We start from the raw sequence: 24,017 nt of genomic DNA on the forward strand, positions 1-24,017 counted from the left end.
GCAGACCGTCAGGCGGCTCTAGCCGCCGGCGAGTTTTCCGGAGAGCGTCGACGCCAGGTCGCGGATGCCGTTGCTGGTGAGCGAATCCTCATGCCAGCCATCGATATCGACTACCGGGCAGTCGTCTCCGATCGCATCACCCCATCCGAACCGCAATTTGCGTGCCCGAGGATTGGTCGCGCTGCTTCGCAGCAGCACGACACTGGGGTCCTTCGTCTGCGGCGGCTTGTAGCGGCGCGCTGCCGCCACGAGCAACTTGGTGACGGCCTCGTTGGCTTCCTCTTCGGGCGAATATTGGCCGGCCTTGACGCCGAATAGCCTCAGGAGCGACAGCGAGATTTCGAACTCCTTGAGATAGTCGATCGGCCGGATACGGCCGGAGAGCAGTTTTCGGGTGAAATAGGCGAGCCGCTTGCGCCGCCGTTCACGGTTCCAGCGTGCCTGCTCCCGTTTCGGCAGGGATATGAAAAAGCCCGGAGCCCATGCATCGATGATTGCCGTGGTGCCGACATCGACGCCTCTTTCCCGCAACTGCCGTCCGACCTCCAGCGCCAGGATTCCATTGACGCAGAGCCCGACGATGGCAACGCGGCCCACGGCCTTGTCGATCCGCATGGCGTCTATCGCGTGGCTGGCTATATCCTCGATGCTCAGGCGATCCAGGCCGTTTGCCAGATCCGCATGGAACATGTTGACATTATGCACCGAGACGCTGTCCGGCAGCTCGTTGGCGAGGCGATAATACAGGAACGGATGATTGAGCGTATAAACCGTACCGGTCCCCGCACCATGCTTGCAGGTGATCAATTCCCACGGGTTTACCGGCCTTTCCTGTGATGCCGGCGTCGTATCGACATTGAAGATCGCCGCTGCAAAGCCTGCAAACGTCGGCTGCTTGAATAGAAGTTGCAATGTCGGTGTTGCTTCGAATCTTGTGCGTATTTCCGATAGGAGCCGTAACGCGAGGAGCGAGTGGCCGCCGAGTGCGAAGAAATCATCATCCGGACGTATTTGCGGAACCTGTAGGACTTCTTTCCAAAGCTCAGCAAGCGTTTCCATTCGCGTATCCGCCGGCGATTTGCTTGTGACGGCGCCATCCACCGGCGCAGCCTCGGCGGAAGCTGCCAGGTGTCGCTCCGGCGCAGCGAGCGAAGAAAGCGGCGCCTCAGGGTGATCGAGAGCAATTTCATAAGCGTTCCTCCATAGTTGCAGGAGGCTTTCGATGGTGCTGGCTTCGAAAAGGTCGGCATTGTATTCGATCGACATGCGCCAGCCGGTTGGGCGGCCGATCATGATGAAGCTCAGATCGTAGATGACGCCGGGAGACTGCGAGGGCGAGCTGATCAGCTCGAAACCGCCATAGCGCCGATCCTCGAGAAACGCTTTCTGCAGGTTGAAGTTGACCGAGATCAGCGGATTGCGTGCCGGGTCGCGCACCGGATTGACGAGTTCCACGAGCTTGTTGAACGGCATGCGCTGATGGTTCAGTGCGCCTTCGATCGTCGCACTGACGGAACGGATATGTTCGGCAAAGCTGGTATCGGAGCCGAAATCGAAGCGCAGGACCAGATTGTTGATGAAGACGCCGATCAGGTCTTCCAGATCGCTTTGTTCGCGGCCGGCGATCTGCGAGCCGAACAGGACGGTCGGGGCCTGTGTCAGGCGATGGAGGGCCGCACTCAGAACCGCCGCCCCGAAGCTGTATTGCGAAACGCAATGCGCACGTGCCGCCGCATCCATGCGATCGGTGAAAGCGGGCGGCTGGGCGATGGCAAGGATATCGCCGCGATTGGTCTTGACCTGACCGCGCGGCCGGTCGGAGGCGACTTCGAAATAGGGAGCGCCCTGCATCGTATCCCGCCAGAAGGCCTTTTCCGTCTCGAAGCCATAGCTCTGCAGATATTCCTGCTGCCAGAGGGCATAATCGCCATATTGCAGCGGCAGTTCCGGCAGGACCGGCGCGCGTCCCGCATCGATCGCAGCCGCTATTTCGCCGACTTCCCGCCCGAGGACGCGGATGGACCAGCCGTCGAAGCAGCTCTGATGCGCGGTGATCAACAGAAAGCCGCGGTCGTTTTCGGCCATCAGCAGTGTGACGCGGAAGAGGCCCGGAACGCTCAGATCGAAGGGCGCTTGCGCGGTCTCCTCGCCGATCGACAGGATTCGTGCCTGGCGCTGCTCCGGCGGCATGCCGCGCAGATCGATCACCGACATCTTGAAATTGACGTCGCTGACGGCCTGCTGGAATGGCTGGCCACTTTTTTCGATGAAGCGGGTTCTCAGTATTTCATGACGCTGGATGATTTTTCGAAAGGCCGCTTCGAGGGTCGCGACCTTGAATGAACCGCGGATTTCCCACCGGACCGCGACATTGAGCGCCGGATTGCCGGGATTGAGCTGATCGAGAATCCAGCAGCGCAGCTGTGTCTGCGTACAGGGAAATTCGCCGATGATCTGCGGTTCGGCAAGGGGACCGCTTGGACTATTGTCGACTGTACTCATAGAGATGCCCCCAGCCCTCGGCGTGCGCCGTTACGAAAATCTCGCAGTGATGGAATGTGCAGCTGAACGGGATCGGCCGGAGCCTCCGTCTGGCTGTCGGCAAAGGCAGCCAATGCGGCAATCGTCGGATGACGCAAGAGATGCTTTGCTTCCAGCGGCAGGCCGTTGTCGCGCATGCGGGCGGCGATGCGGAAGATGGCAAGCGAGTCGGCGCCGAGCGCGTAGAGATTGTCATCCATGCCGATATCGCCAAGGTTCAGAACGTCCTGCCAGATCGCCAGCAGCCGCTGTTCCATCTCGGTTTTTGGCTGGACCTTGGTTGGCGCGGCTCCCCTCTGAGGCACGCCACGCTGCTGCAGGGTCTTGCGGTCGAGCTTGCCGTTGGCGGTCTGCGGCAGCTCGCTTTCCAGCACCCAGAAGCTCGGAACCATATGTCCGGGCAGATTGGCCTTGGCATGTGCCGCGATATCGGCTGTCAATGCATCGTTGCCGCCTGTTTCAGGCACGATATAGCAAACCAGCGAGCGATCGCCCTTGGCGTTCTCGGCCACGACGGTAGCACATTGGCGCACACCCTCCGCCTTGGAGATGACGGCCTCTATATCGCCGAGCTCGATGCGGAAGCCGCGCAGCTTGACCTGCTGGTCGCGCCGGCCGAGCAATTGCAGCGAACCGTCGGCCAGCCGCCGCCCGACGTCGCCGGTCCTGTAAAGCCGCATCGGCCTGCCGATGGCGAAGCAATGCGGGGCGAAGGCCTTCTCGGTGAGATCGAGGCGATCGAAATAACCTTCCGCCAGGCCGTCGCCGCCGATATGCAGCTCGCCGATGACGCCGACGGGTGCGATATTTTCACTCTGGTCGAGAATGAAAAGCTGGGTATTGGCGATGGGATGGCCGATGGTAATCGGCTGATCGGCATCCGTGATGCGTTGCAGCGACGACCAGATCGTCGTTTCCGTCGGGCCGTACATGTTCCAGAGTTCGCCGCCGATACCAAGCAGCGAGCGCGCCAGCTCCTTGGGCAGGGGTTCACCGCCGCAGAGCATTTTCAGTGTCCGCCGCTCTTTCAGGCCGGCTTCGACCAGCATCTGCCAAAGCGTTGGCGTGGCCTGCAGCACCGTGGCATCATGTTCGTCTATGAGCTTGACCAGTTCGAAGCCATCCTGGACCTGGCTGCGGCTGGCGATGACGACCTTCCCGCCCGATATCAGCGGCAGGTACAGTTCCAGACCGGCTATGTCGAACGAGATGGTCGTGACCGCGACAAGCGTGTCATCCGCACCGAAGCCGGGCTCCTTCGTCATGGAGAGAAGGAAGTTCGTCAGGGATCGATGCGAAACCTCGACCCCCTTCGGCATGCCGGTCGAGCCGGAGGTGAAGATGATATAGGCGGATGCGGTCGTATCGACAGGTAAGGTTTTGAGGGCAAGGCCGGTCATCGAGCCGATAGCCTTGGCATCCTGGTCGAGCCGGATAACGGGAGTATCCTTGGAGGCAAGCCGTGCCATGCCGTCGCCGTCGCAAATCAGGCCGCCGATGCGGGCGATATCCAGCGTCTGCAGCAGGCGGGGTTCCGGATGAGCGGGATCCATGGGGACATAGGTGTGTCCTGCCTTCATGACCGCGAGCAAGGCGACGATCATGTTCAGCGAACGCTCGACCAATATGGCAATCCGCTGGCCAGGATCCGGAAGCACCATCTGAAGGTAGAGAGCAAGCTGGTTCGAGCGCGTCTCCAGCTCGCCGTAGCTCAGCGTCTGGCCGTCATGTTGCACGGCGACGGCGTTCGGCTGTTCGGCTGCCCGTTTGGAAAAGAGCGAGAAGACGAACTGATCGTGATCGTAAGGTACAGCCGTGCGATTGAGATCGTCGACCAGCCAGGATTTCTCCTCCGCCGACAGCAGCGACAGTTCACCGATCTTGTGATCCATGTCCTTGGCCAAGGTGGCGGCGAGCGTCGAGAAGTGACCGATCCATCGCTCCACGGTCGAACGATCGAAGACATCGGCATTGTAATCGACATCAATGCGGATGTGGTCGGGCGCCTCGATCATGTTGAAGAATAGATCGAAGTTGGAAAAAGCCTTCGCGTTCGGCTCCATGGTCGGCTTGAGATCGCCGAAGGATGATCCGCCGGCCATGCGTTCGAGATTGAACTGTATTTCGGTGAGCGGCAGGCGGCGCGGATCGCGCTTCGTATCCAGTTTACGCACCAGCGTGCCGTAGGTGTAATCCTGATGTTCGAAGGCCTGGAAGACCAGCTGCTGCGTTGCCTTCAGATGATCCGTAAACGGCTCGGTCTGCGAGATAGCCTGGCGCAGCGGCAGCAGGTTGACGCAATGGCCAACGAGAATCTGGCCGTCGAGCAGGCTTTGACCGGCTGATGGAATGGCAATGACGATATCGTTCTGGCCCGACAGCCGCGATATCATGACCTGGAGGGTTGCGAGCAGCGTCGAGAACAGGGTGGCGCCGGATTTGGCTCCCTTCTTCTTCAGCGCCTTGTAGACATCGGCATCGATATAGCCCGTGCAGCTGCCGCCTGCGAAGCTGCGATATTCCGGACGCGGCCGATCGAGCGGCAGGTCGGGAAGGTCCGGAACCGTCTTGAACTGATCGAGCCAGAACTGTTCCGTCGCCTGGGATTTCTCCGGCCTGGGGGAAAGATCCGTCGAATAGGTGGCGAAGGAAAGGGCCGGCTGGAATTCCGGAACATTGCCCGTCCTGTAGGCCTCGTAGGCAGCGGTAAGCTCTTCGACGAAAGTGTTGATCGACCAGCCGTCGCAGATGATGTGATGGGCCGTGAAGACCAGCACGTGCCTGTCGGATGCCAGCTTGACGATGCTTGCGCGAACCAGCGGGCCGTTGATGAGATCGAAGGGCGTATGGGCGTCGTCGTCTATGAGAATGGCAAGGCCCTGGTCATCGATATCCTCAAGGATCGGCACGTCGAGCTTGAAATCCGGAATGAAGTGGAAAGACTCGCCGCCGCGGTCGAAGCGAATATGAAACGCGTCATGGCGCGCAATGACCGTATCGATAGCCTTCCGGATGGCTGCCTCGTCGAGGGTTCCTTCCAGCGTCAGCGAAAAGGACTCGTTGAATGAGCAGGAGGCTTCGTCGCCCGCCTGGGCTGCGAGCCATATTTCCGTTTGCGCCTCCGTCAGCGGCGCAGATTCCGGCCTTGCCAGGGATGCCTGTATCGGCTTTGCCGATACGGACGGTTCTTCCCTTGCGGTGAATATTCCGACGCGCTGCATGGCGTCGAGACTGTCGCGGAAGGCTTTCGCGATCGTGCGGAAGTCGTCCTCACTGTGGGCTGTCGTCAGGAAGCAGGGATAGCCATCCTGTATGTGGACGCCATTCAGCCGCATCTGGGCATAGAACAGCGCGCCGAGCGGATCCTGGCTGGAAAAGTCGGTGGCAAACCAGCTCTTGTAGCCATGGACCACATCGGCGATGCCGCGCCTGGCAAGATCGGCCTTGATCTCCGCGACCAATGCTTCGGTTCGTTCGGCCACACGGCTGTAGAGAGCGGAACCCTCTCCCTTGATGTGGTGCAGCACGGCGTTGGCGGCGGCAAGCGTCAGCGGGTGGCGCACGAAGGTGCCGGCAAAGAATGTCGGCGCCGTCATGGGCACGGAGCTGTCGCCGTAAGCCCAATAGCCGCCATCCAGCGCATCCATGAAACGCGGGCTGCCGACAAGCACGCCGATCGGCATTCCGCCGCCGACGACCTTGCCGTAGGTCGCCATATCGCCCTTGATGCCCCAGATCGCCTGCATGCCGCCGGGATCGACGCGAAAGCCCGTGACGACCTCATCGAAGACCAGAGCGAATTCGGACTTGGTGGCGATGTCGCGCAGTTCCAGCACGAACTCGCGCGGCTGCAATTCGGGATGACGGCTCTGGATCGGCTCGATGATGACGGCTGCTATATCGGCGGCGTTGGCGCGAATGAAGTCGAGACTTTCCGGAGCGCCGTAGCGCAGCACGGTCATATTCGACACAGAGGCCATCGGAATCCCGGAAGCGACGGGCAGGGCGATCGGCTTGTCGGCGCGATTGCGGCCCTTGACCAGAACTTCGTCGAACTGGCCGTGATAATCATTGGCAAAGACCACGACCCGATCACGGCCGGTGACGGCACGCGCAAGCCGCATCGCAGCCATGACCGCTTCCGAACCGGTATTGCAGAAGGTGACCCGCTCGTGGCCGGTCACGTCGGCGATCATCTTTGCGACGTCGCCGGCAAGCGGCGTCTGCGGGCCGATGGCAAATCCCCGGTCGGCCTGAGCCTTGACGGCGTCGATGACGAAATCCGGCGCATGGCCGAAGGCCGTCTGCCCAAAACCGTTGACCAGATCGACATACTGATTGCCGTCGATATCCCAGATGTAGGCGCCTTTGGAATGGTCGCAGACGATCGGGAACACCATCTCTTTCCAGTCTGCCCGGAAGCCCGAGGCGGAACGGGGATCGGCCAGATGTCCGCGATGACCCTGGGTAAAGCTCTTCGATTTGGCATTCTTGGTTTCATAGGCCCTGGTGAGGCTGGTGATGAAATCCTGCTTGGCCGCGGTAATCTCCGGCGCCAGGCTCTTGGCATTCGGACGATAGAGTTTGATGCGTTCGGTGCCGAAATCGCTTTCCACGGCGGCGGGGGCGGGGGGCGCACTCACTGCCGGTTGCGGCGCCGGTACAATGGGTGCCACTGGCATCGCGCTCGGCGTCGAGGAGGCCTGGGCGCCACCCTGCATGGCCTGCAGCATCAGCAGCTGTTGAGAGAACAGGGTTTGCGCCATCTGGATCTGGGATTGCAGCACGGTGGCGAGGTCCGATGCTGCAGCTGGCATGGGGGAGGCCTGTGTAGCGACAGGCATGATTGGCGCTGACACGCTTGGTACCGACACGCCCGGTGCCGACATGGCCGGCATCGGCGCGGCCGCAGCCTGGGGGGTGGATGGTACCGGTTCCGCCGCCTTGATTGCCTCGGGTGGCATTTGCTGATCGAGGTAGACGGCCAGATCGGCAACGGAAGGGATATCGCTCAGCAATTCCCGGAAGGAGATTTTGACCTTGAAGTCTTTTTCGATGCGTTGCGCAAACTGACCGACGAAGAGGGAATCGAAGCCGAGTTCCAGGAATGTCGCCGCCCGGTCGTCGGGACCAAGCGTTTCACCTGACATATCGCTCAATAGCGTCAGAAGAGCCGTTTCCAATTGCGGCAGGCGGCTGGGGATGGAAATTGATGCTGCAACATTCATCGCTCGTTTCTCCTCGGTGAGGTTGACGTCAGAGACAAGGGGTTCGCTTTCAGGAGAGCTCTCCGGATTGGCATGGGCGCTCCGGCTCGATGCGCGACGCGCGGATGGGGGCGCATCGAGCCAATGACGCTGGCGTTGGAACGGATAGGTGGGCAGGGACAGTCGCTGCCGTGCGGCCGGCGGGAGAGCCGGCCAGTTGAGCCGGCAGCCCGCCATCCATAACTTGCCGTGCGCTTCCGCGAGCGTTTCTGCGGCAGTGGAGGCCCGGTCATGCTCCGGCAGGGATTGCACGACGGCGGCAAGGCCGTCACGGGTGATCGTCTGCGCGGCAAACACCGAAAGCGTCCGCCCCGGCCCGACTTCGAGAAGAAGCGGTTTGCGGTCGCGGCACAGCGTGACTAGGCCATCGGCAAAGTGGACGGCATCGCGGCAATGCATCGCCCAATAGTTGGGAGACGTCATCAGCTCGGCGGTTTGCCAGTCGCCCGTCACGCACGAGATGAAGGGGAGCGTCGCGGTGCCGTAGGTCACCTTCTCCGTCTCCTGGCGCAGCGCAAGAGCCGCGTCCTTCATCATGACCGAATGAAAGGCGTGCGATGTGTGCAGACGACTGAAGGCAATCTCGGCGGCTTCAAGCGCCGTGCATACCCTGTCGATGTCGGCGAACGGGCCGGAGATGACGCAAAGCTTCGGAGCATTGATCGCGGCAATTTCGACATCGCCCTGCAGATAGGAAGCCGTCGTCGTGGCGTCGGCGCGAACGGAGACCATCGCGCCCTGCGGCTGGTGCTGCATCAGCCGCCCGCGATTGGCCACGAGGCGCAGTCCGTCTTCGAAGGAAATGACGTTGGCGAGCGTAGCGGCAACAAACTCGCCAACGCTATGACCGATCATGGCATACGGCTTGACACCGCGGCTGAGCCACAATCGGGCAAGCGCATATTCGACAAGATAGAGACAGGGTTGAGCAATGCGGGTTTCACGCTGTTCGTCGGCGATCGCCTGCGTCACGGAGCCGGTGTGGCAGATATAGTCGCGCAGGTCGAGCCCGAGCGTCATTTTCAGCAGCTCTGAGCCGCGATCGATCCAGCGGGCGAATTCCGGCTCGGAGCTGTAGAGGCCGGCGCCCATGCCGACATATTGCGCACCCTGACCGGGAAACATGAAGGCGACCGGCGGCTGATCTACCGCAACAAGGGGTTGATAGCTGTCCGTCGTCAGCTTGATGATTGCTTCCTCGGCACTTCCGGCGGCAACCGCCAGTCGATGGCCGAACTCGCGCCGACCCGTTTGCAGCGTGCTGGCGAGCTGCGCGATCGAAAGCTTCGGATTCTCAGCGAGATGATTGCTCAAATTGGTGCGCATCTGCGCAAGGGCCGGTTTATTGCGCGCCGAAAGGGGGAGGATATAATGCCCCTCTACCTCTTTGGGCGTAGTCGACGGATGAGGAGCCTCCTCCAAAACGACATGGACATTCGTACCGCCCACGCCGAAGGCGCTCACTCCGGCCCTGCGCGGCGCCTGCCCCTGCGGCCAGTCGGTCACGGCGGTCGGAATATAGAAGGGACTTCCATCGAGATCGATGCGGGGATTGGGCCTTCGGTAATTCGGCATCGGCGGGATTTTTGCGCTGTGAAGCGCCAGCGCCGTCTTGATGAGCCCGGTTACGCCGGCTGCGGCATCCGTGTGGCCGATGGTGCCCTTGACCGATCCAAGTGCGCAGCCGGCAGTTCCCCGCGCGCCATCCGCGAAGGCTCTCGTCAATCCATTGAACTCGATGGGATCGCCAAGCGGCGTTGCGGTGCCATGGCATTCGATATAGCCGATCGTCGAGGGATCGACGCCCGCATTGGCGATCGCGGTGGCGATCGCTTCGGCTTGCCCGTCCACGCTCGGCGCGGTGAAACCGATCTTGTCGCTGCCGTCATTGTTGATGCCGTAGCCGCGAATGAGCGCATAGATGTGATCGCCATCCTGCAGCGCATCCTCGTAACGCTTCAGGAGAACGACGCCGGCTCCGCTCGCAAAGACCGTTCCGGCGGCGTCAGCGTCGAAAGGCCGGCAAGTGCCGTCCGGCGAGGCCATGCCGCCTTCCTGATAGATGTAGCCTCTTTTCTGCGGAATGGTGACCGAAATCCCGCCCGCAAGAGCCATGTCACAGCCATAGGTGAGCAGATTCTGACACGCCTGTGAAACGGCGAGAAGCGAGGTCGAGCATGCGGACTGCAGCGTAAAGGCGGGGCCGCGCAGATTGAACTTGTAGGCGACGCGGGTTGCGAGCGTATCGTTGAGCGCGCCGACGAGCTCGTGAAACGAGCCGATCTGGTAGTTCGACGTGAACTCTTCCGCCTTGGCGCGATCGTGCAGAACATTGTTGATCAGATAGGTCGGCATCGAGGAGCCGGCGAAGACGCCGATCGGGCCGGCATAGCGCTGCGGATCATAGCCCCCGTCCTCCAGCGCCTCCCAGCATATTTCCAGGAAGATGCGATGCTGCGGATCGGTGACGGCAGCCTCGCGTGGAAACATGCCGAAGAATTCGGCGTCGAACATATCGGCATTCTCAAGATGAGGTCTTGCCGCGACATAATTCGGCTGCGCCCGCTCCTCGTCGGTGAATGCGTCTTCGATTTCATCCGGCGAGAAGCGGGAAAAGACGTTCTTCCCTTCGAGCACGAGCTTCCAGAGTTCATCGACGGAAGGGGCGCCGGGGAAACGGCCGGACATGCCGATAATGGCGATGTGCCCGGAAATTTGCCCGTTCAGATCTTCATTCTCCTCGAAATCACGCTGTTCGCCCTTCTCTTGGTGATTTCGTTTCATAAGGAGCTCCTGCGCATGTGAGAGATTGCCTTCTTCTGCAGGGCCGCGCGCTGAGCGGCCGCGGCGATCCGCGTCGGCCCGGCCGTCCTGCCGTCCAGGTAAAGGGCCAGTTCCCGGATGGTCGGATGGTGCAGCAGCGCAACCACGTCGATCGGACGACCGAGCGCTTCTTCAAGACCGGCATGAATTTCCATCAGTTGCAGGGAGGTGCCGCCAAGGTCGAAGAAGTTTCGGTCGACATCGACGCCGGTAAGGCTCAATGCATCTTGCCACAGCGTCGTCAGCAGCTCTTCCGTCCGGCTTCTGGTATCCATGGGCTTCGTCTGCATGTCGACGGGCGGCGGCAAGAGTTTGGAGCGGTCGACCTTGCCGGCTGCCGTGAGCGGCAGCGTATCGACGATGACGGCGGCGCTTGGGATCATATAGGCCGGGAGTGCCATGCGCAGCGTTGCCATGACGCCCTGCACGAGGTCGGCGCCTGCGCCCACATGGCTTTCCTTGGGGCATAGATAGGCAACGATGCGTTTCAGGTTTTCGCCCTGGACATGGCAAAGGACGATGCCATCGGCAAGACGCGGATCGCGCCTGAGCGCGGTTTCGATCTCATCGAGCTCTATCCGCTTGCCGTTGATCTTGACCTGCCGGTCGCGCCGTCCCTTGAAGGTAACGGTGCCATCCGGCTTCATGGAGGCCACGTCGCCGGTCAGATAGAAGCGCGTCGCGCCGTCCTTCGTGGCAATGGTCACGAATTTCTGCTCTGTCAGCTCCGGGCGCTTGAAATAGGCGATGGCCAGGCCATCGCCCGATATTGCCAGCTGGCCTTCGATCCCCGGCGGGACGATGCGCAACTCCTCGTTCAATATGGCGACGCCCGTATGCGCGATCGCCTTGCCGATCGGCAGCTCTCCGCCTGAAAAACTGGGCAGGACCGGGAATGCGGTGGCAAAGACCGTCGTCTCGGTCGGGCCGTAGATATTGGTGAGCTTGCAGCCGGGATGGTGCTCGAGAAACCGCCGGGCATGAACGACCGATCCGACTTCGCCGCCGAAAAGAACATGGCGAAGCTTCGGCAGGGGTGCGCGGACATGATCGGCAAAGAGATTGAACAGCCCCGTCGTGAGGAAGGAGATGCTGACATCCGTCGCCCGCATGAAGTCGGACAGGCGCGAAATGGAAAAATCGCCATCGGGCATGATTGCCATCGTGCAGCCATTGAGAAGCGCGCCCCAGATTTCGAAAGTCGACGCATCGAAGGAAATGGTGGCCGCATGAAGAATGACGTCGTCGCGGCGAAAATCGGCATAGTTCTGGTCGAGAGCCACCCGCGCGATGCTGCGATGGCAGATCATCGTTCCCTTGGGGCGCCCGGTCGAGCCCGACGTGTACATGATGTAGGCAAGATCGGCGCCGGTGATCGCCGTTGCTGGCGGAGCAACCCGCGGTTGACTTGCCATCTCGGCGATAATGGCATTTGCCTCGATGACCTTTGCATTCATGCTCGGCACATTGCAAAGCTTATCGCCAAAGGCTGAATCGACGAAGATGACCTTCGGCAGGCATTCGCCGATGACGAAATCGAGATGGTCGACCGGAAGGGCGGGATCAAGCGGCAGATAGGCGCCGCCAGCCTTGAGGATCGCTATCTTGCAAATGATGGCATTGGCGCTGCGCGGCAGGAAAAGACCGATAATATCGGCCCTGTGCACGCCGATCCTGACCAGATGCAACGCGAGCGCGTCGGATATGCGATCGAGATCACGGTAGCTGAGCCTGGCGTCGCCGAACACAAGTGCAGTTGCCTCCGGCGTCGCCCGAGCCTGCATGCGCAGCATTTCGTGAAGGCAAAGGTTGCGATCGTAGTGCAGGCCTGCTGCGCTACCTGCTTCTGCTTGGGCCTCGCGGTCAATCATCGTCACCCTCCGGATCATCCTGCAACTGACGACGGCACGACATGCGATGCCTGATCGTCCACCGCAGAATTTCACGCTGGGGCAAAAGCACCAGTTGATCATTGGTATGATCGCGTTCACCACCGAAAGTCGTAAGTCCCGAAGGTGCGTAGCCAATTCGTCGGAAACATCCGATAAGGCGGCAACAACTCGACCGAAAGCATTACGCATGGCGCCAGCGCGGGCACCTCTCGCCAAGCACCATGCACAGGATTGTCTCGATCACGCCGATCGAGATGGTAATGAGTTGGGTTTGGTGATGAGGCAGCTACCTGAACTGGTAGGCCCTGACATAATCGATAAACATGAAGGATGGATCGGCTGCGGCCATCTTCGTTATGCCTTCAACGATGCCGAGATCGACAAGCATGTACATCGGCTGGCGATGTTCCGGTAAAGCCTTGGTTTTCCAAACGAGCTTTCCGTCGAAATACATTCGTATGAAGTCGGAATCGATCTTCACGCCATAGGTGTGCAGATCGCCGGGACTTGCAGAACCGAATGCATCGATACGAGCATAGTCGGAATCGTGGCGTCCATCCCGGTGCCAGACATGCACCGTCGAAGAATAAGCTCCCGGCTTATCGCCATAATACTCGATGACGTCTATCTCGGCTGTCGATTTCGAGCGATCCTTGCCGATCAGCCAGAAGGCCGGCCAGACACCAGGGCCATCGGGAAGACGCGCCCGCATTTCGAAATAGCCATATTGCTGAGAGAAGCCATCGCCGTTTCGATCGACGGAAGCAATCAGGCCTGAACGCCACGCGCCTTTATCATCACGTGCGGCGGTAATGCGCAGCATGCCTTCCTGTATTGCAAAGGGAAAGTCCTTACCCGGATTGGAGAATCGAGCACCTCCGAAATCACCATTCCATGGAGTGTGGGCAATCCATCGGGTGCCAGGCCCCCAGGCAGAGATACTGAGATCATCGAAAGGATCTTCGAAGGTCAGCGTCATGCCGCTGATATCAAGCGCATCTCCCGTATCGCCGGCGCGTGCAAGATCGACGTCTACGAACGCAATGAGTGCAGCCGCAACGGATGCGTGAAGGAATCCGCGACGGTTGTAGATGCATCGAGAGCGACATGCTTTTGAGAAGCGATCCATGTGCATAAGCATGAACGGCACAACGTGCAGGGTATAGAACGTATTTCGGCCAGCATGTCCACCAAAAGACTTAGGCTTGGCGGAAATACAGCTTCATATCCGCATGCTACCTTTTGGCTATAAAGAGGAAAAACATTAGACAACATTAGGTTGCCGTCTATGAACGTCATGGGACTTCTAACATTAGTTGTCGGTATTGTGACACTGATCGTACCTGTTCGATTGTCATTCATCATCATGATCCTGTCGACGGTTTTTGGCGCTGCCGCGGCCTTTAGCGTGCCTGGTCTTGGCGGAGCATCCGTGCTGGTGCCAAGCTTCTTTCTGCTATTCTTCGCGGTTCGATTGTTCACAGCCTATGGGGAGTCACCTTTCCTCGCCGCCCTTGCCCCCTGGCGTCCAGGCTTCTTCCTTCTGCTCCTGACGGCATTTGGCATCTTCACCGCGATCTTCTTCCCGCGACTGTTCCAGGGGCTGGTGCAGACAATGACGGTGGAGCGCTCGGTCGGCGCGCGCAGCCTTATCGCGCTGGTGCCGCTGCGCTTTTCGTCAAACAATATTACCCAGTCGGTCTATGCCGCCGGTGGGCTCGTCTGTTTCATTGCCACCTTTGCCTTCTTTCGTGGCAATGGCATTCCGAAAATTTTCATCAACGGTATTTTGATTGTGGCAGGCGTCAACCTCGGTTTCGCGCTTGCCGATATCATTACGTATTTCACGCACACGGATTTTCTGCTCGGCTTCGTGCGAACGGCCAATTACGCGCTTTTGACCAACGCCGAGAAAGGTGGGCTAAAACGTATTTCCGGGACCTTTCCCGAAGCCTCGGCATTTGCCGATTTCACGCTCGTCCTCTTTGCGGTCGTCACAAGCCTGTGGCTCGGCGGTATCCGTTCCGGTGTAACCGGTATTGTCGCAGGGTTGCTTTTGGTGGCCCTGATCCTGTCGACATCGGCGACCGCCCTGGTCGGGCTCGCCATCATCCTGCCGATCCTCAGCCTGCAGTCATTCCTGGCCTCCCGGCGCGATCCAGGCGCCGGCCGGCCTGTGCTGATCGTGTCCATTCTCGCCAGCATGCCGCTCGTCATCTTCTTCGTTCTGATCGTCATGCCGGATCTTGCGAACAATCTGCAGGATTTTCTCGATGAAATGCTGTTTTCGAAGGCCGGCAGCCAGTCAGGGCGCGAGCGCTTCATGTGGAATAGCATGGCCTATGAGGCGTTCGTGGATACGATCGGGTTTGGCGCGGGTCTCGGAAGTGCCCGCGCATCGAGCTTCGGCCTCGTCCTGTTGTCCAATATCGGCATCTTTGGCACAGTACTCTTTGCGCTTTTTGTCGGCCGAGTGCTGATCGCCGATACGCGACCGGGGTACGCGTCATCACGCGAGGCCGTCGCGGTCGTGCGCGCGGCCAAGGCCGGCTTCATCACCGTCCTTGTTTCCGCTGTTATCTCAGGCACGGTCTACGATCTCGGATTAATGTTTTACATCCTCGCGGGCACCGTTTCAGCGTTCGCCGCCGGCGTGCGCGAGGTCAAGGCTGAATATAGCCCACACCTGAGCACTGCTGGAGATTTGAGATGAAGATCGTCGTCTTCAACGTCAAATACAGCGAGAATCTCGGTGATGGGCTGCTGGCGGAATGCGTCGAAGCCGCCTTGATGAAAAGCGGAGACGGGATCGAGGTAGAGACGATCGATCTCGCTGGGCGCCGGGCCTATGCCGCAACCAATGGCGGCCGCAGGCGCTTGGCGCTCGGGTTGCTTCGCAGGCTGCCTTTTTTTGCCCGACGGCGGCTTGTCCGCCTGGTGCTGGAGCGCAGGCTGAACAGGTTCCGCGGCCTATGGGACGAAAAGATCGCCCATGCGGATGCCGTCATTATCGGCGGCGGCAATTTGTTTCAGGACGATGACCTCAATTTTCCGTTGAAAATCGGCGAGGTGCTCGATTGCGTCTCTCGGTACGATCGCCCTCTGGCGGTTTATGCCGTCGGGGTCAGCAAGCAGTGGTCGGAGCCTGCCTATGACCTCTTTGCGCGCTTGAGGCGGACGAGGCTTGTTCATCTCTCAGTGCGGGACGGCTTTGCCCAGGACAATTGGCAGGAACACTTTCCCGAAGGTCCGAGTGCGAAAATCGTACGGGATCCGGGATTATTGGTCCAAGCAATGGCGACCGTGGAAAAACCCGCCTCATCCACCAAGCGCCAGCTGACCGTCGGTCTGTGCGTGACCGATCCCGTCATCCTGCATAGGCACAGCGGGGATCATGCCTCCTCCCTCCCATTCTGCAGCATCGGTGCCTATAGGGATCTGATCGGAGTACTCCTGGAAGACGGCCAGCGTGTCGTCCTGTTCTGCAATGGCGCGAGGGAAGACCAGTTGTTTGCGGAGCGCATCCGAAATTCGGTCAGAAAACTTCGGGTCGTTGAAGCCGGCGCGCTCGATATTGCCAGTCGCCCGCGGGTTCCGGCTGATCTCATACAGACGATCCAGTCGATGGACGTGATCCTGGCCCATAGGCTGCATGCCTGTATCGCGGCCTATGCGCTCAAGGTGCCGCATGTCGGCCTGGGGTGGGACAGTAAGGTCGAAGGTTTCTTCAATTCTGTCGGGCGCGAGACCTTTTTCATAAAAGATTCACGCACGCCGCCCATTCATGTCGCCCTGCTGCTGAAAGCGGCTGAAAAGGAAGGAATAGAGGCGCTCCGGCACCGTGTCACAATTGCGGAAGCTCAAGCGGGAATCTCGAACATGCGCCGTCATCTGGTGGGAAGCGACGAATGCGCCATATCGGGAATATAGCTGGCGAGTTCGAAAAATACTGCACGATTGGAATATATGTAACGCGCAGGTGAGTTCAGTACTATTACTGATACATTAAAGTTGCATTAGTGTGCAGGTGTCGGCGGCTTGCGTTGGCAGAATGACAAATATTGATTTGCATTAAAGACATCAGTGGATTTTTATGATATCCAATACTTGGAGATAGAGAATTTTATATTTTGCGATGGCCATCTGAGCATTCAGGATATGCTTGTTGACCGAGGGGACCATAGCATGACGGCGCAGATTTCGATCGAGCATATCCAGGGCATGGGTGGCATAGCGCGGACCTTTCCCGCCGGCAGTGTGATCTGCGATTACGAGAGCAATGCGCCGCGTCTTCTCTTTCTTCTGAACGGATGGGCGGCGTCCAGCAAGATGCTGCCGAACGGCACACGTTTCGTGACTGAATTCGTTCTGCGCGGCGATATGATCTCGACATCGCTGACGGCACTTTCACGTGAGACCGTGCAAGCCATCACCGACGTATCCGTGATGGCCTTCCCGGATTTCGCCTCCATCCCCAAAATCGATACGCCGGCCTTGTTCTATCGAATTGCCATTGCCGAATTGGTGAGGCGCCAGGCGCGCATGTCGGAAAGCCTTGCCAACATAGGGCGGCGTGACGCGCTGGAGAGGACCGGCTACCTGCTGCTCGAGCTCGGGACGCGGATCGGGACGTCGCAAGACGACTCCAATTCGGAATGCTTCGATTGTCCATTGACGCAGACGGACATCGGAGATGCCGTCGGCTTGTCGACGGTTCATATCAATCGTGTGCTCAGGGACATGCGCGAAGCCGGTCTTCTGTCGTTTCGCAACGGTGTGGTTGCTTTTCTTGACCGCCCGCGCCTCATGGATCTCGTCGATTTTGACGAATCTTATTTCGACACAGCCATGATTTGAAGAATAGGGCGAATCAGATTCAGACTAAAGTCTGAAAAGAATTCTTTTAGTCAATATTTAAATTCATTATTAACATATGTTAATGCGCATAAAAACAAAATAAGCAATTACTGCAGTAAGAAAAGCCTAAAACAAGGGGGACGATATGAGAAAGAAAGAAACGTTTCAATTTAGACAAAGTTCTTGCTGTCCGTGGAAAGTCAATACTGAGCTAGTTACAAGAAATACAGAGGCCACTTTAAGAGTTGGGGATGCCGGCCATGAATGGACAAATGCTCACAAGTGAAAAATTCACCTCCGATGCAGGCGCGCGCCTTATTTCGGTTCGGACGTCCGACACCTTGCGGCCGTTCATAGCCTCCGGCACGCCGGGCGTCGACGAATGGGAAGATTACATTCTTCTCGTCGATTCCCGTGCCCTGGATCGCGAATGCCTGTCGAAGAGCCTAAGCGAGTACGACGACGCCATGCATATTGTCACGGTGGGTTCGCTCGACGAATGGCAAATGCGCAATATGCAGGTCCTGCCATCAGCAATTCTTTTCATGATCGGCGGCCGCAAAGTCTCCGACACGGATATCAGCGCAAAGATCTGCGCCTTGGTGGAGAGATTCCAGCCAAGCCCTGTCATCGTCGGCGCAGATGGCGACGAGCTCGCGCAGCTCCTGCATGCGCTGGAATGTGGGGCTCGTGGCTATATCCCGACCAGTGTCGGGATCCGCGTTGCTGCGGAAGCCGTTGCTCTTGCTCGCGCAGGCGGCGTCTTCGTGCCGGCAAGCAGTCTGCTTGCCGCCAAAGAGGCGATTGCCCCCGTAGCCAGCCGCAATGACTGCCTCGACAGCCTCTTCACGCCGCGTGAAGTCGTGGTCGCGGAAGCGCTGCGGCGAGGAAAGGCAAATAAAATCATCGCCTACGAGATGGATCTTTGCGAGAGCACCGTCAAAGTTCACATCCGCAATATCATGAAGAAGCTGAATGCGACGAACCGAACCGAAGTCGCCTATAAGATCCGGGAACTCGTCCGCTAGCGCCTCCGCCGTGTCGGTCGCCCATCCGCGGGAACACTATGATGAGCCCGCTTGATGTATTTCGCAGCTACCAGCCCCGGCACCGGGGCAGGGCAGGAATCAGAAATATCGGCCGGCAAATGCGCTGGCCAATTGCAGCCAATTGCCGAAAGTGACGGGGCCTATCCGGGCACTGAAAGACTATATCGCGAAACCCCAGACATCCGCCAAGCTTGAACGATCCTGTCGAGATCCGAGCGATCCGGCCAGCCTGCCGCGCAACATGCCGCCTTCTGGACCGTGTCCGCTTTTCTTAGAATTGCGTAAACAGTCATCCTATTGTTTTCACGCAATTCCGGACAGAAAACCGCTATGCACTTTTCTTGGAATTGCTTTATTTGGCCCCGACCAGGCCATTGGTGCGAAGGGGCGTGAATATCCTCCCAGAGCACGCAGCACAACAAGATTGGAGAACGGACAGCAGCGGATGATCCCCGTGTCGATTGACGAGAGAATTTGAGAACTTGCTCAGCGCTGGGCTATGCGCAGGGAGGCGATTTCCGCCGGTTTGTCGTCGATGATCGCGCTTACGGTCAGCAGCCCGGGACGGCGAAGTCTCAATGGTGAAAAGACAAGGCTGGCGCCGACCACGACATGCATGGGAACATCGTCTGTTTCGAACCCATCCGTCAGGTTGCTCTGCTCGTCGAGCTGGGCCGACTCCAGGCGTTCCTCGAGAAGCGGCTGTTGTTCCCCCGGGGCGACGCAGCGCAGCACGATCGACCGGTAAGGTTGCGCCGCCAAGGTGACCAAGTTCACATGCACGCAAAACTTGGCCAGTGAAATGGGAAATTCCGGCAGCATCAGCACGCCGCTATAGACCCCGATGAAGCTCAGCTTTTCGCCGACTTCGGTGCGAATGTCATCGCAAAAGATACAATATCCGTAACGCATGCGTTTTACTCATCCCTATCAGCGGTGGCGCGGGCAATGATGGTGCGCATCGCGCGCGAAGAGCTCCATGAGACGACCTCTCTGAAGCTAATGAAATGAACGGCTGCCCGCGCCTCGGCGCGGATCTCGTCCGGGATCTCGGTACGTGCCTCGGATTGAGCAAGGCCACCGCTTTTCGTCGAACCCGCCGGATCGCGCAGTTCGACATGAATCTCCTTGTCGAGCGCCCAGGCCAGATCCGCGATCGAGCGAAGCGGGAGCTCTCTTTGCCCGCAAAAATAACGGTTCAACTCCTGCCGGCTTACGCCCACCAGCTCCGCGAGCTGCTGCTGTGTAAAACCAGTTTGGGATCGTCTTTCGACGGCGGCGGCAATGAGATCGCTGCGAACGTTTGCGATGAAGCGGCTGGCCGCGCGCGCACGCGCGCCTATCTCAAACCGAAATGACATCTTCCGGGTTTACTCCCTCAACGCACAACGCATCACCCACACCAAGCTCGCGGCGCAGTCGGCGCACTTCCAGCCGGTAGCCACGGTAAAGATCATGATCCTTCACATGGTCGGCCCAGTCCCCGAAAACCGCTACAAAGCAATCGCGCATGGCAAACCAGCCGAATATGCGCAGATCGACGGTCTTCAACTCCCAAACGGCATTTCGTTCGTTCCGGATTGCCCGGAATTGTCTGCAATGAATAAGCGGCTTCCCGGAGACGAATGTATAAAAGAGAAAATCAAGCTGTTCGATCGGGGTGAGGACGGCGCCAAGCGACGATGGTTCGTTCCTGGCGACGCGCTCGCTCAACCATTCCGCAAAGCCCGCCGTCGCGAAGAGCAGCCGCTTGGGCAGCTGCCCTCCACTAAGCTGAATCTCAACTTTAACGATTGCTTCGGATGCTACGAGACTGTCAAACGTAGTCATACCTGTCAACTAATCCATTATAATGTGGCAAGCCGTTCGCCAGGTCTCCTTGAGGGTATCATGAATTGCCGCACATTTGGATTGTATTTAATTGCCTTTCCGATGGCGTAGTTCCTTATAGTCAAAGAAGAGTATAGCCGATACGTCATGTCGATACATGTTTTATCCGTTACCCATTTTGAGGTATGGCATTTATATTTGATGCTATCCGATGTTGTCGTCCTAATACGAACGGTTCTCTTGTTCAGCTCTCCGCTGCCGGCTTATTAACAAGCTCGAGGGCGGCGAATGACCGCCGGCCCCGTCTTGGACAACAGGGAGGATCATATGAGGACGATTGCAGCTCTCTCTATTTTGCTGGCAAGTACGTCTTTGACTCTTGCCGGCCCCGGTGGCCCGCATAGCCCACCGACACCGGCGGAAAATGAATCGTTTATTGGTCAGGTGGGTGCCTTCAACGGCGCTTTCGTCAGCCAGAATAGCGGCAATAACCAAGCGCTGACATTGCAAAACGGCTTTGGCAATTTCGCGGTCACCAAACAGGATACGGCCAAGTCCAATACCTCCGCTATCTTGCAGTTTGGTTCCGGCAACTTCGCGATTGCCGACCAGAAGGGCAAAACCAACGATCAGAGCACCCTCCAGGTTGGCACCCTGAATTTCGCTTCGACGCTGCAGCGCGACGGGGCGCAGAACAACTCGACGATCAGCCAGTTCGGCTTCGGCAATTCCGCCTTCGCGGATCAGTCCAAGGGGGACAACTCCCAGGATACGCTGCAGGTCGGCGGCCTGAATTTCGCCTCCACGACCCAGACCGATGGCAAGCCTGGCTCCAACACGTCCGATATCATGCAATTCGGTTGGGGCAACGGGGCGATCGTGGGCCAGGACGGTGGCAACAACGATCAGACGACGTTGCAGGTCGGCACGGGGAACTTCGCCGCAACCTCCCAGTGGGGCGTTATCGGAAGCAACGGCAATTCCTCTTCGACAACGCAGTTTGGCTGGGGGAATATATCCTTTGCCGATCAGGCGGGCGGCAATAATTCGCAGGACACGTTCCAAGCCGGCGGGCGTAACTTCGCCGTCACCGGTCAGTCCTCCTTCTTTGGCGTGAACAAGTCGGCGACGGCGCAGTTCGGCGTCGGCAACGCCGCCTTGACCTCCCAGATCGCCAACCCGCTGGGCTCCAACGATTCGCTGATCGTGCAGGCCGGCTATCGCAATACGGCGATCGCATCTCAGACCGGCGTTCAGACCGTGTTCCCCTACGGAGGCTCCAACCTCCAGGGAACCATTCAGATCGGTACGGGTAACTATGCCGTTACCTCTCAGACCAGCGCGAGTGCACTGACGAACACATCCGTCACGGCGCAATTCGGCTATCGAAACATGGCCGTTACGGTCCAGCACTGAGTGAGCCCACGGAGGAGGCGAGAGCAAATGTCCGCCTCCTCCTACATGTCGACTGAGCCAGTTCCGCGCGCCGGAATCGATTGCGGGCGATCAGCGTTCACCTTGCTGCTGAAGCCTTTCTTTGTATCGATCCTGTTGTTCTCATGTGCCGTTCCGGCCGCATCGCAGACCGCTGTTGAGTGCTTGATAAAGACGGACAGGCAGGAACAGTTTCTGGTCGTGCAGGCGATCGCGAGGTCCGAAGCGGCGGTGTCCGGAAGATACAGGCTGATTCTCGTCACGCATAGCGCCGCGGGCACGAGCCAGAGCATTCAGCAGGGCAGTTTTGATTTGCAGCCCGGTTCGGACGGCCTTCTTGCCGCGACGATGGTCGATGCGGCGGACCGGACAGAACTGACTGCAAGGCTATTGATCGAAACCGATCGAGGTACATCACGATGCGGATTACCAGAATGAAATACCTGAATGGTTCGAGGCTCGCGCTTGGCGCCGTTGTCGCGTTGATTGCCCTGATGGCGGCGGAATGCCGGGCCGAAACCGCATATGTGGCCCAGATCCCGGCCAATGTGACGACGAGCGTGCCGTTCAGCGGCGTGATGCCCCAGCAGCCGCCACAGCAATATCGCCACTCGCCGCATTATGCTTCGGCCGGCGTCGCAGGCCTGCCCGAAGCTCCTGTCGCGACACACGGCAACAATCTGGCGCAAACGCTGGAAATTGGCATGCGCAACAGCGTGTATCATCTTCAGTCAGGGGGCAATAATACTTCAACCGCGGGAATTATCGGAAACTACGGCAATATAAATGTGCTTCAGGCCGGAAATAACCTCAAGTCAAATGTCGTATTGCTGAATGGGGCGGGTCTGAGCGTAAGCGTTCTTCAGCCTGCCGGTTCCGCGCCGGTCAATGTCCTGATCGCGCGGTTGCCCGGCGGCGGTCTGCTTATCAAGCGTTGAGCGACGCAGCGGCGTCCTGAAACAGGGAGGGAAATGGCGATGATGCGTGTGACTATGGCTGCAATCGGTTTGGCTGCCGTCACGGCGGTGCCAGCTTTGGCGGGACAATTGGTCTACCAGCCGACCAACCCGACGTTTGGCGGTAATCCCTTGAATGGGTCATTCCTGCTGTCGACGGCGCAGACACAAGGCGATGGCGTCAAGTCCGGTCAGCAGCAGACGCCGGATCTCTCTGGTCTCAACAATGCGCTGGGCAATCTCGGGAACATCAATCAGGGTACGGGCTCGACCGGAACGTCTCCGATCATCGTGATTGGAAACGGCCAGGTGCCGGCCAACCCCTGAGCCACATTGATTGCGTAACGATTTTCATTTGTTGGGGGCGATTTATTCGAGCGGCGATGTCACGTATCGGTTTTCCCGTTGCAGCCATTTTGTGCGGATTAGGGTTGGGCGGATGCGCTGCTGCCGGCAGCAGTCTTGATCCGATGAGTATGCCAGCAACCCTGATGCCCTCGACCAAGTCGGGCGTGGCGCTGGAAAGCCTGCCGCGGCCCAGGCAAAAGCTCGATGTGGCCGTTTACTCGTTTCCCGATCTGACGGGGCAAAACAAGCCCAATGAGAATTTTGCCGAATATTCCCGCGCGTTGACGCAAGGTGGCGCGCAACTGCTGACCGACGTCCTGACCAGGGCCGGAAACGGCAACTGGTTCAGCGTCGTCGAGCGCACAGACCTGCAGTCGCTTCTGCAGGAGAGACAGATCATCCAGAATACGCGGGCAGCCGTCTATGGCGCGAAGGCCGGCGGCATACCGCCGCTTCGCTTTGCCGGTGTCCTGCTCGACGGCGGTATCATAGGCTATGATTCCAACGAAACGACCGGCGGTGTGGGCGCCAACTACCTTGGGATCGGCGGAAACACGCAATACCGCAAGGATATCGTGACCGTATCGCTGCGGGCGGTGAGCGTCAGCACCGGTCGCGTGCTTGCATCCGTGAGCACGACCAAGACCATCTATTCCGTTCAGCTGCAGGGTTCGGCGTTCCGTTTCGTCGGCGTCGATCAGTTGCTCCAGATCGAAGGCGGCGTTACGCGCAATGCACCGACGACCCTCGGCGTTCAGGAAGGGATACAGCTCGCAGTCTATGCGTTGATCTTTGAAGGCGTGAAAAACGGTCTTTGGGAATTCGAGGATGCCGCGGCCGGTGCTGCATTCATGCGCTACCTGGATCAACATCAAAGAGCCATGACGTACAAGCTCGATACGAATGGCCGACCGATTGCGCCGGTCATCGATGTTCCCGTGGCCACCGCCGCACAACCGGCCGTCGAAGCGACATCAAGCCCTCCCGTGATCAAGGGCAAGCCGACGAATTCGTGATTGC

The 24,017-nt window shown here is 58.9% G+C and carries 16 protein-coding genes; 10 read left to right on the top strand and 6 right to left on the bottom strand.

Going from position 1 to position 24,017, the window contains the following annotated elements; all coding sequences use genetic code 11:
• Nucleotides 1-18: 18 nt before the first annotated feature.
• The 4 genes from DQ393_RS31900 to DQ393_RS31915 all read right to left on the bottom strand — a co-directional run bounded on the left by DQ393_RS31900 (nucleotide 19) and on the right by DQ393_RS31915 (nucleotide 13,502).
• Entirely contained in the window at nucleotides 19-2,502 is a 2,484-nt protein-coding gene (locus DQ393_RS31900; RefSeq protein ID WP_112345674.1) for a condensation domain-containing protein, read from the bottom strand.
• Nucleotides 2,499-10,592: a non-ribosomal peptide synthetase/type I polyketide synthase gene (locus DQ393_RS31905; protein WP_112345675.1), complete on the bottom strand. Its 8,094-nt coding sequence runs from the start codon at nucleotides 10,590-10,592 to the stop codon at nucleotides 2,499-2,501. Before DQ393_RS31905 ends, DQ393_RS31900 begins: the two co-directional genes overlap by 4 nt.
• Nucleotides 10,589-12,502 (bottom strand): non-ribosomal peptide synthetase, encoded by a 1,914-nt coding sequence (locus DQ393_RS31910; protein WP_112345676.1) that lies wholly within the window; start codon nucleotides 12,500-12,502, stop codon nucleotides 10,589-10,591. The genes DQ393_RS31905 and DQ393_RS31910 overlap by 4 nt, the downstream gene beginning before the upstream one ends.
• Nucleotides 12,503-12,809: 307 nt before the next feature.
• Entirely contained in the window at nucleotides 12,810-13,502 is a 693-nt protein-coding gene (locus DQ393_RS31915; RefSeq protein WP_245430534.1) for a glycoside hydrolase family 16 protein, read from the bottom strand.
• A 309-nt stretch (nucleotides 13,503-13,811) separates the two neighbouring features.
• Between DQ393_RS31915 and DQ393_RS31920 the strand changes: the two genes are divergently transcribed.
• From DQ393_RS31920 to DQ393_RS31935, 4 genes are all read left to right on the top strand, one after another.
• A complete protein-coding gene (locus DQ393_RS31920) occupies nucleotides 13,812-15,236 on the top strand; it encodes a hypothetical protein (RefSeq protein WP_245430535.1) in 1,425 nt (474 codons plus the stop codon).
• Complete coding sequence (locus DQ393_RS31925) at nucleotides 15,233-16,453, top strand: polysaccharide pyruvyl transferase family protein (protein ID WP_112345677.1); 1,221 nt, start codon at nucleotides 15,233-15,235, stop codon at nucleotides 16,451-16,453. The genes DQ393_RS31920 and DQ393_RS31925 overlap by 4 nt, the downstream gene beginning before the upstream one ends.
• A gap of 255 nt (nucleotides 16,454-16,708) precedes the next feature.
• Entirely contained in the window at nucleotides 16,709-17,380 is a 672-nt protein-coding gene (locus DQ393_RS31930) for a Crp/Fnr family transcriptional regulator (RefSeq protein ID WP_245430536.1), read from the top strand.
• 260 nt (nucleotides 17,381-17,640) lie between these two features.
• Nucleotides 17,641-18,408 carry a helix-turn-helix transcriptional regulator gene (locus DQ393_RS31935; protein ID WP_112345913.1) on the top strand — a complete coding sequence of 256 codons (768 nt, stop codon included), beginning with the start codon at nucleotides 17,641-17,643 and terminating at the stop codon, nucleotides 18,406-18,408.
• 507 nt (nucleotides 18,409-18,915) lie between these two features.
• Here the strand turns inward: DQ393_RS31935 and DQ393_RS31940 are convergent.
• Together DQ393_RS31940 and DQ393_RS34375 are read right to left on the bottom strand one after the other, a co-directional pair.
• Nucleotides 18,916-19,341: a DUF6941 family protein gene (locus DQ393_RS31940; protein ID WP_112345678.1), complete on the bottom strand. Its 426-nt coding sequence runs from the start codon at nucleotides 19,339-19,341 to the stop codon at nucleotides 18,916-18,918.
• Nucleotides 19,342-19,346: 5 nt separating this feature from the next.
• Nucleotides 19,347-19,790 (bottom strand): helix-turn-helix domain-containing protein, encoded by a 444-nt coding sequence (locus tag DQ393_RS34375; protein WP_112345679.1) that lies wholly within the window; start codon nucleotides 19,788-19,790, stop codon nucleotides 19,347-19,349.
• Between DQ393_RS34375 and DQ393_RS33640 the strand changes: the two genes are divergently transcribed.
• From DQ393_RS33640 to DQ393_RS31975, 6 genes are all read left to right on the top strand, one after another.
• Entirely contained in the window at nucleotides 19,738-20,370 is a 633-nt protein-coding gene (locus DQ393_RS33640; RefSeq protein ID WP_181592476.1) for a hypothetical protein, read from the top strand. The genes DQ393_RS34375 and DQ393_RS33640 overlap by 53 nt on opposite strands.
• A 216-nt stretch (nucleotides 20,371-20,586) precedes the next feature.
• Complete coding sequence (locus DQ393_RS31955) at nucleotides 20,587-21,675, top strand: hypothetical protein (protein ID WP_146759013.1); 1,089 nt, start codon at nucleotides 20,587-20,589, stop codon at nucleotides 21,673-21,675.
• A gap of 27 nt (nucleotides 21,676-21,702) precedes the next feature.
• Nucleotides 21,703-22,131 carry a curli-like amyloid fiber formation chaperone CsgH gene (gene csgH / locus DQ393_RS31960; RefSeq protein WP_112345682.1) on the top strand — a complete coding sequence of 143 codons (429 nt, stop codon included), beginning with the start codon at nucleotides 21,703-21,705 and terminating at the stop codon, nucleotides 22,129-22,131.
• 56 nt (nucleotides 22,132-22,187) lie between these two features.
• Complete coding sequence (locus tag DQ393_RS31965) at nucleotides 22,188-22,631, top strand: hypothetical protein (protein WP_210209451.1); 444 nt, start codon at nucleotides 22,188-22,190, stop codon at nucleotides 22,629-22,631.
• Between the two features lie 39 nt (nucleotides 22,632-22,670).
• Complete coding sequence (locus tag DQ393_RS31970) at nucleotides 22,671-22,976, top strand: curli assembly protein CsgF (RefSeq protein ID WP_181592461.1); 306 nt, start codon at nucleotides 22,671-22,673, stop codon at nucleotides 22,974-22,976.
• Nucleotides 22,977-23,119: 143 nt separating this feature from the next.
• A complete protein-coding gene (locus DQ393_RS31975; protein WP_245430538.1) occupies nucleotides 23,120-24,013 on the top strand; it encodes a CsgG/HfaB family protein in 894 nt (297 codons plus the stop codon).
• The last annotated feature ends 4 nt before the right edge of the window (nucleotides 24,014-24,017 follow it).

The organism is Martinezella tropici (assembly GCF_003287875.1).
GTDB lineage: Bacteria > Pseudomonadota > Alphaproteobacteria > Rhizobiales > Rhizobiaceae > Rhizobium > Rhizobium tropici_C.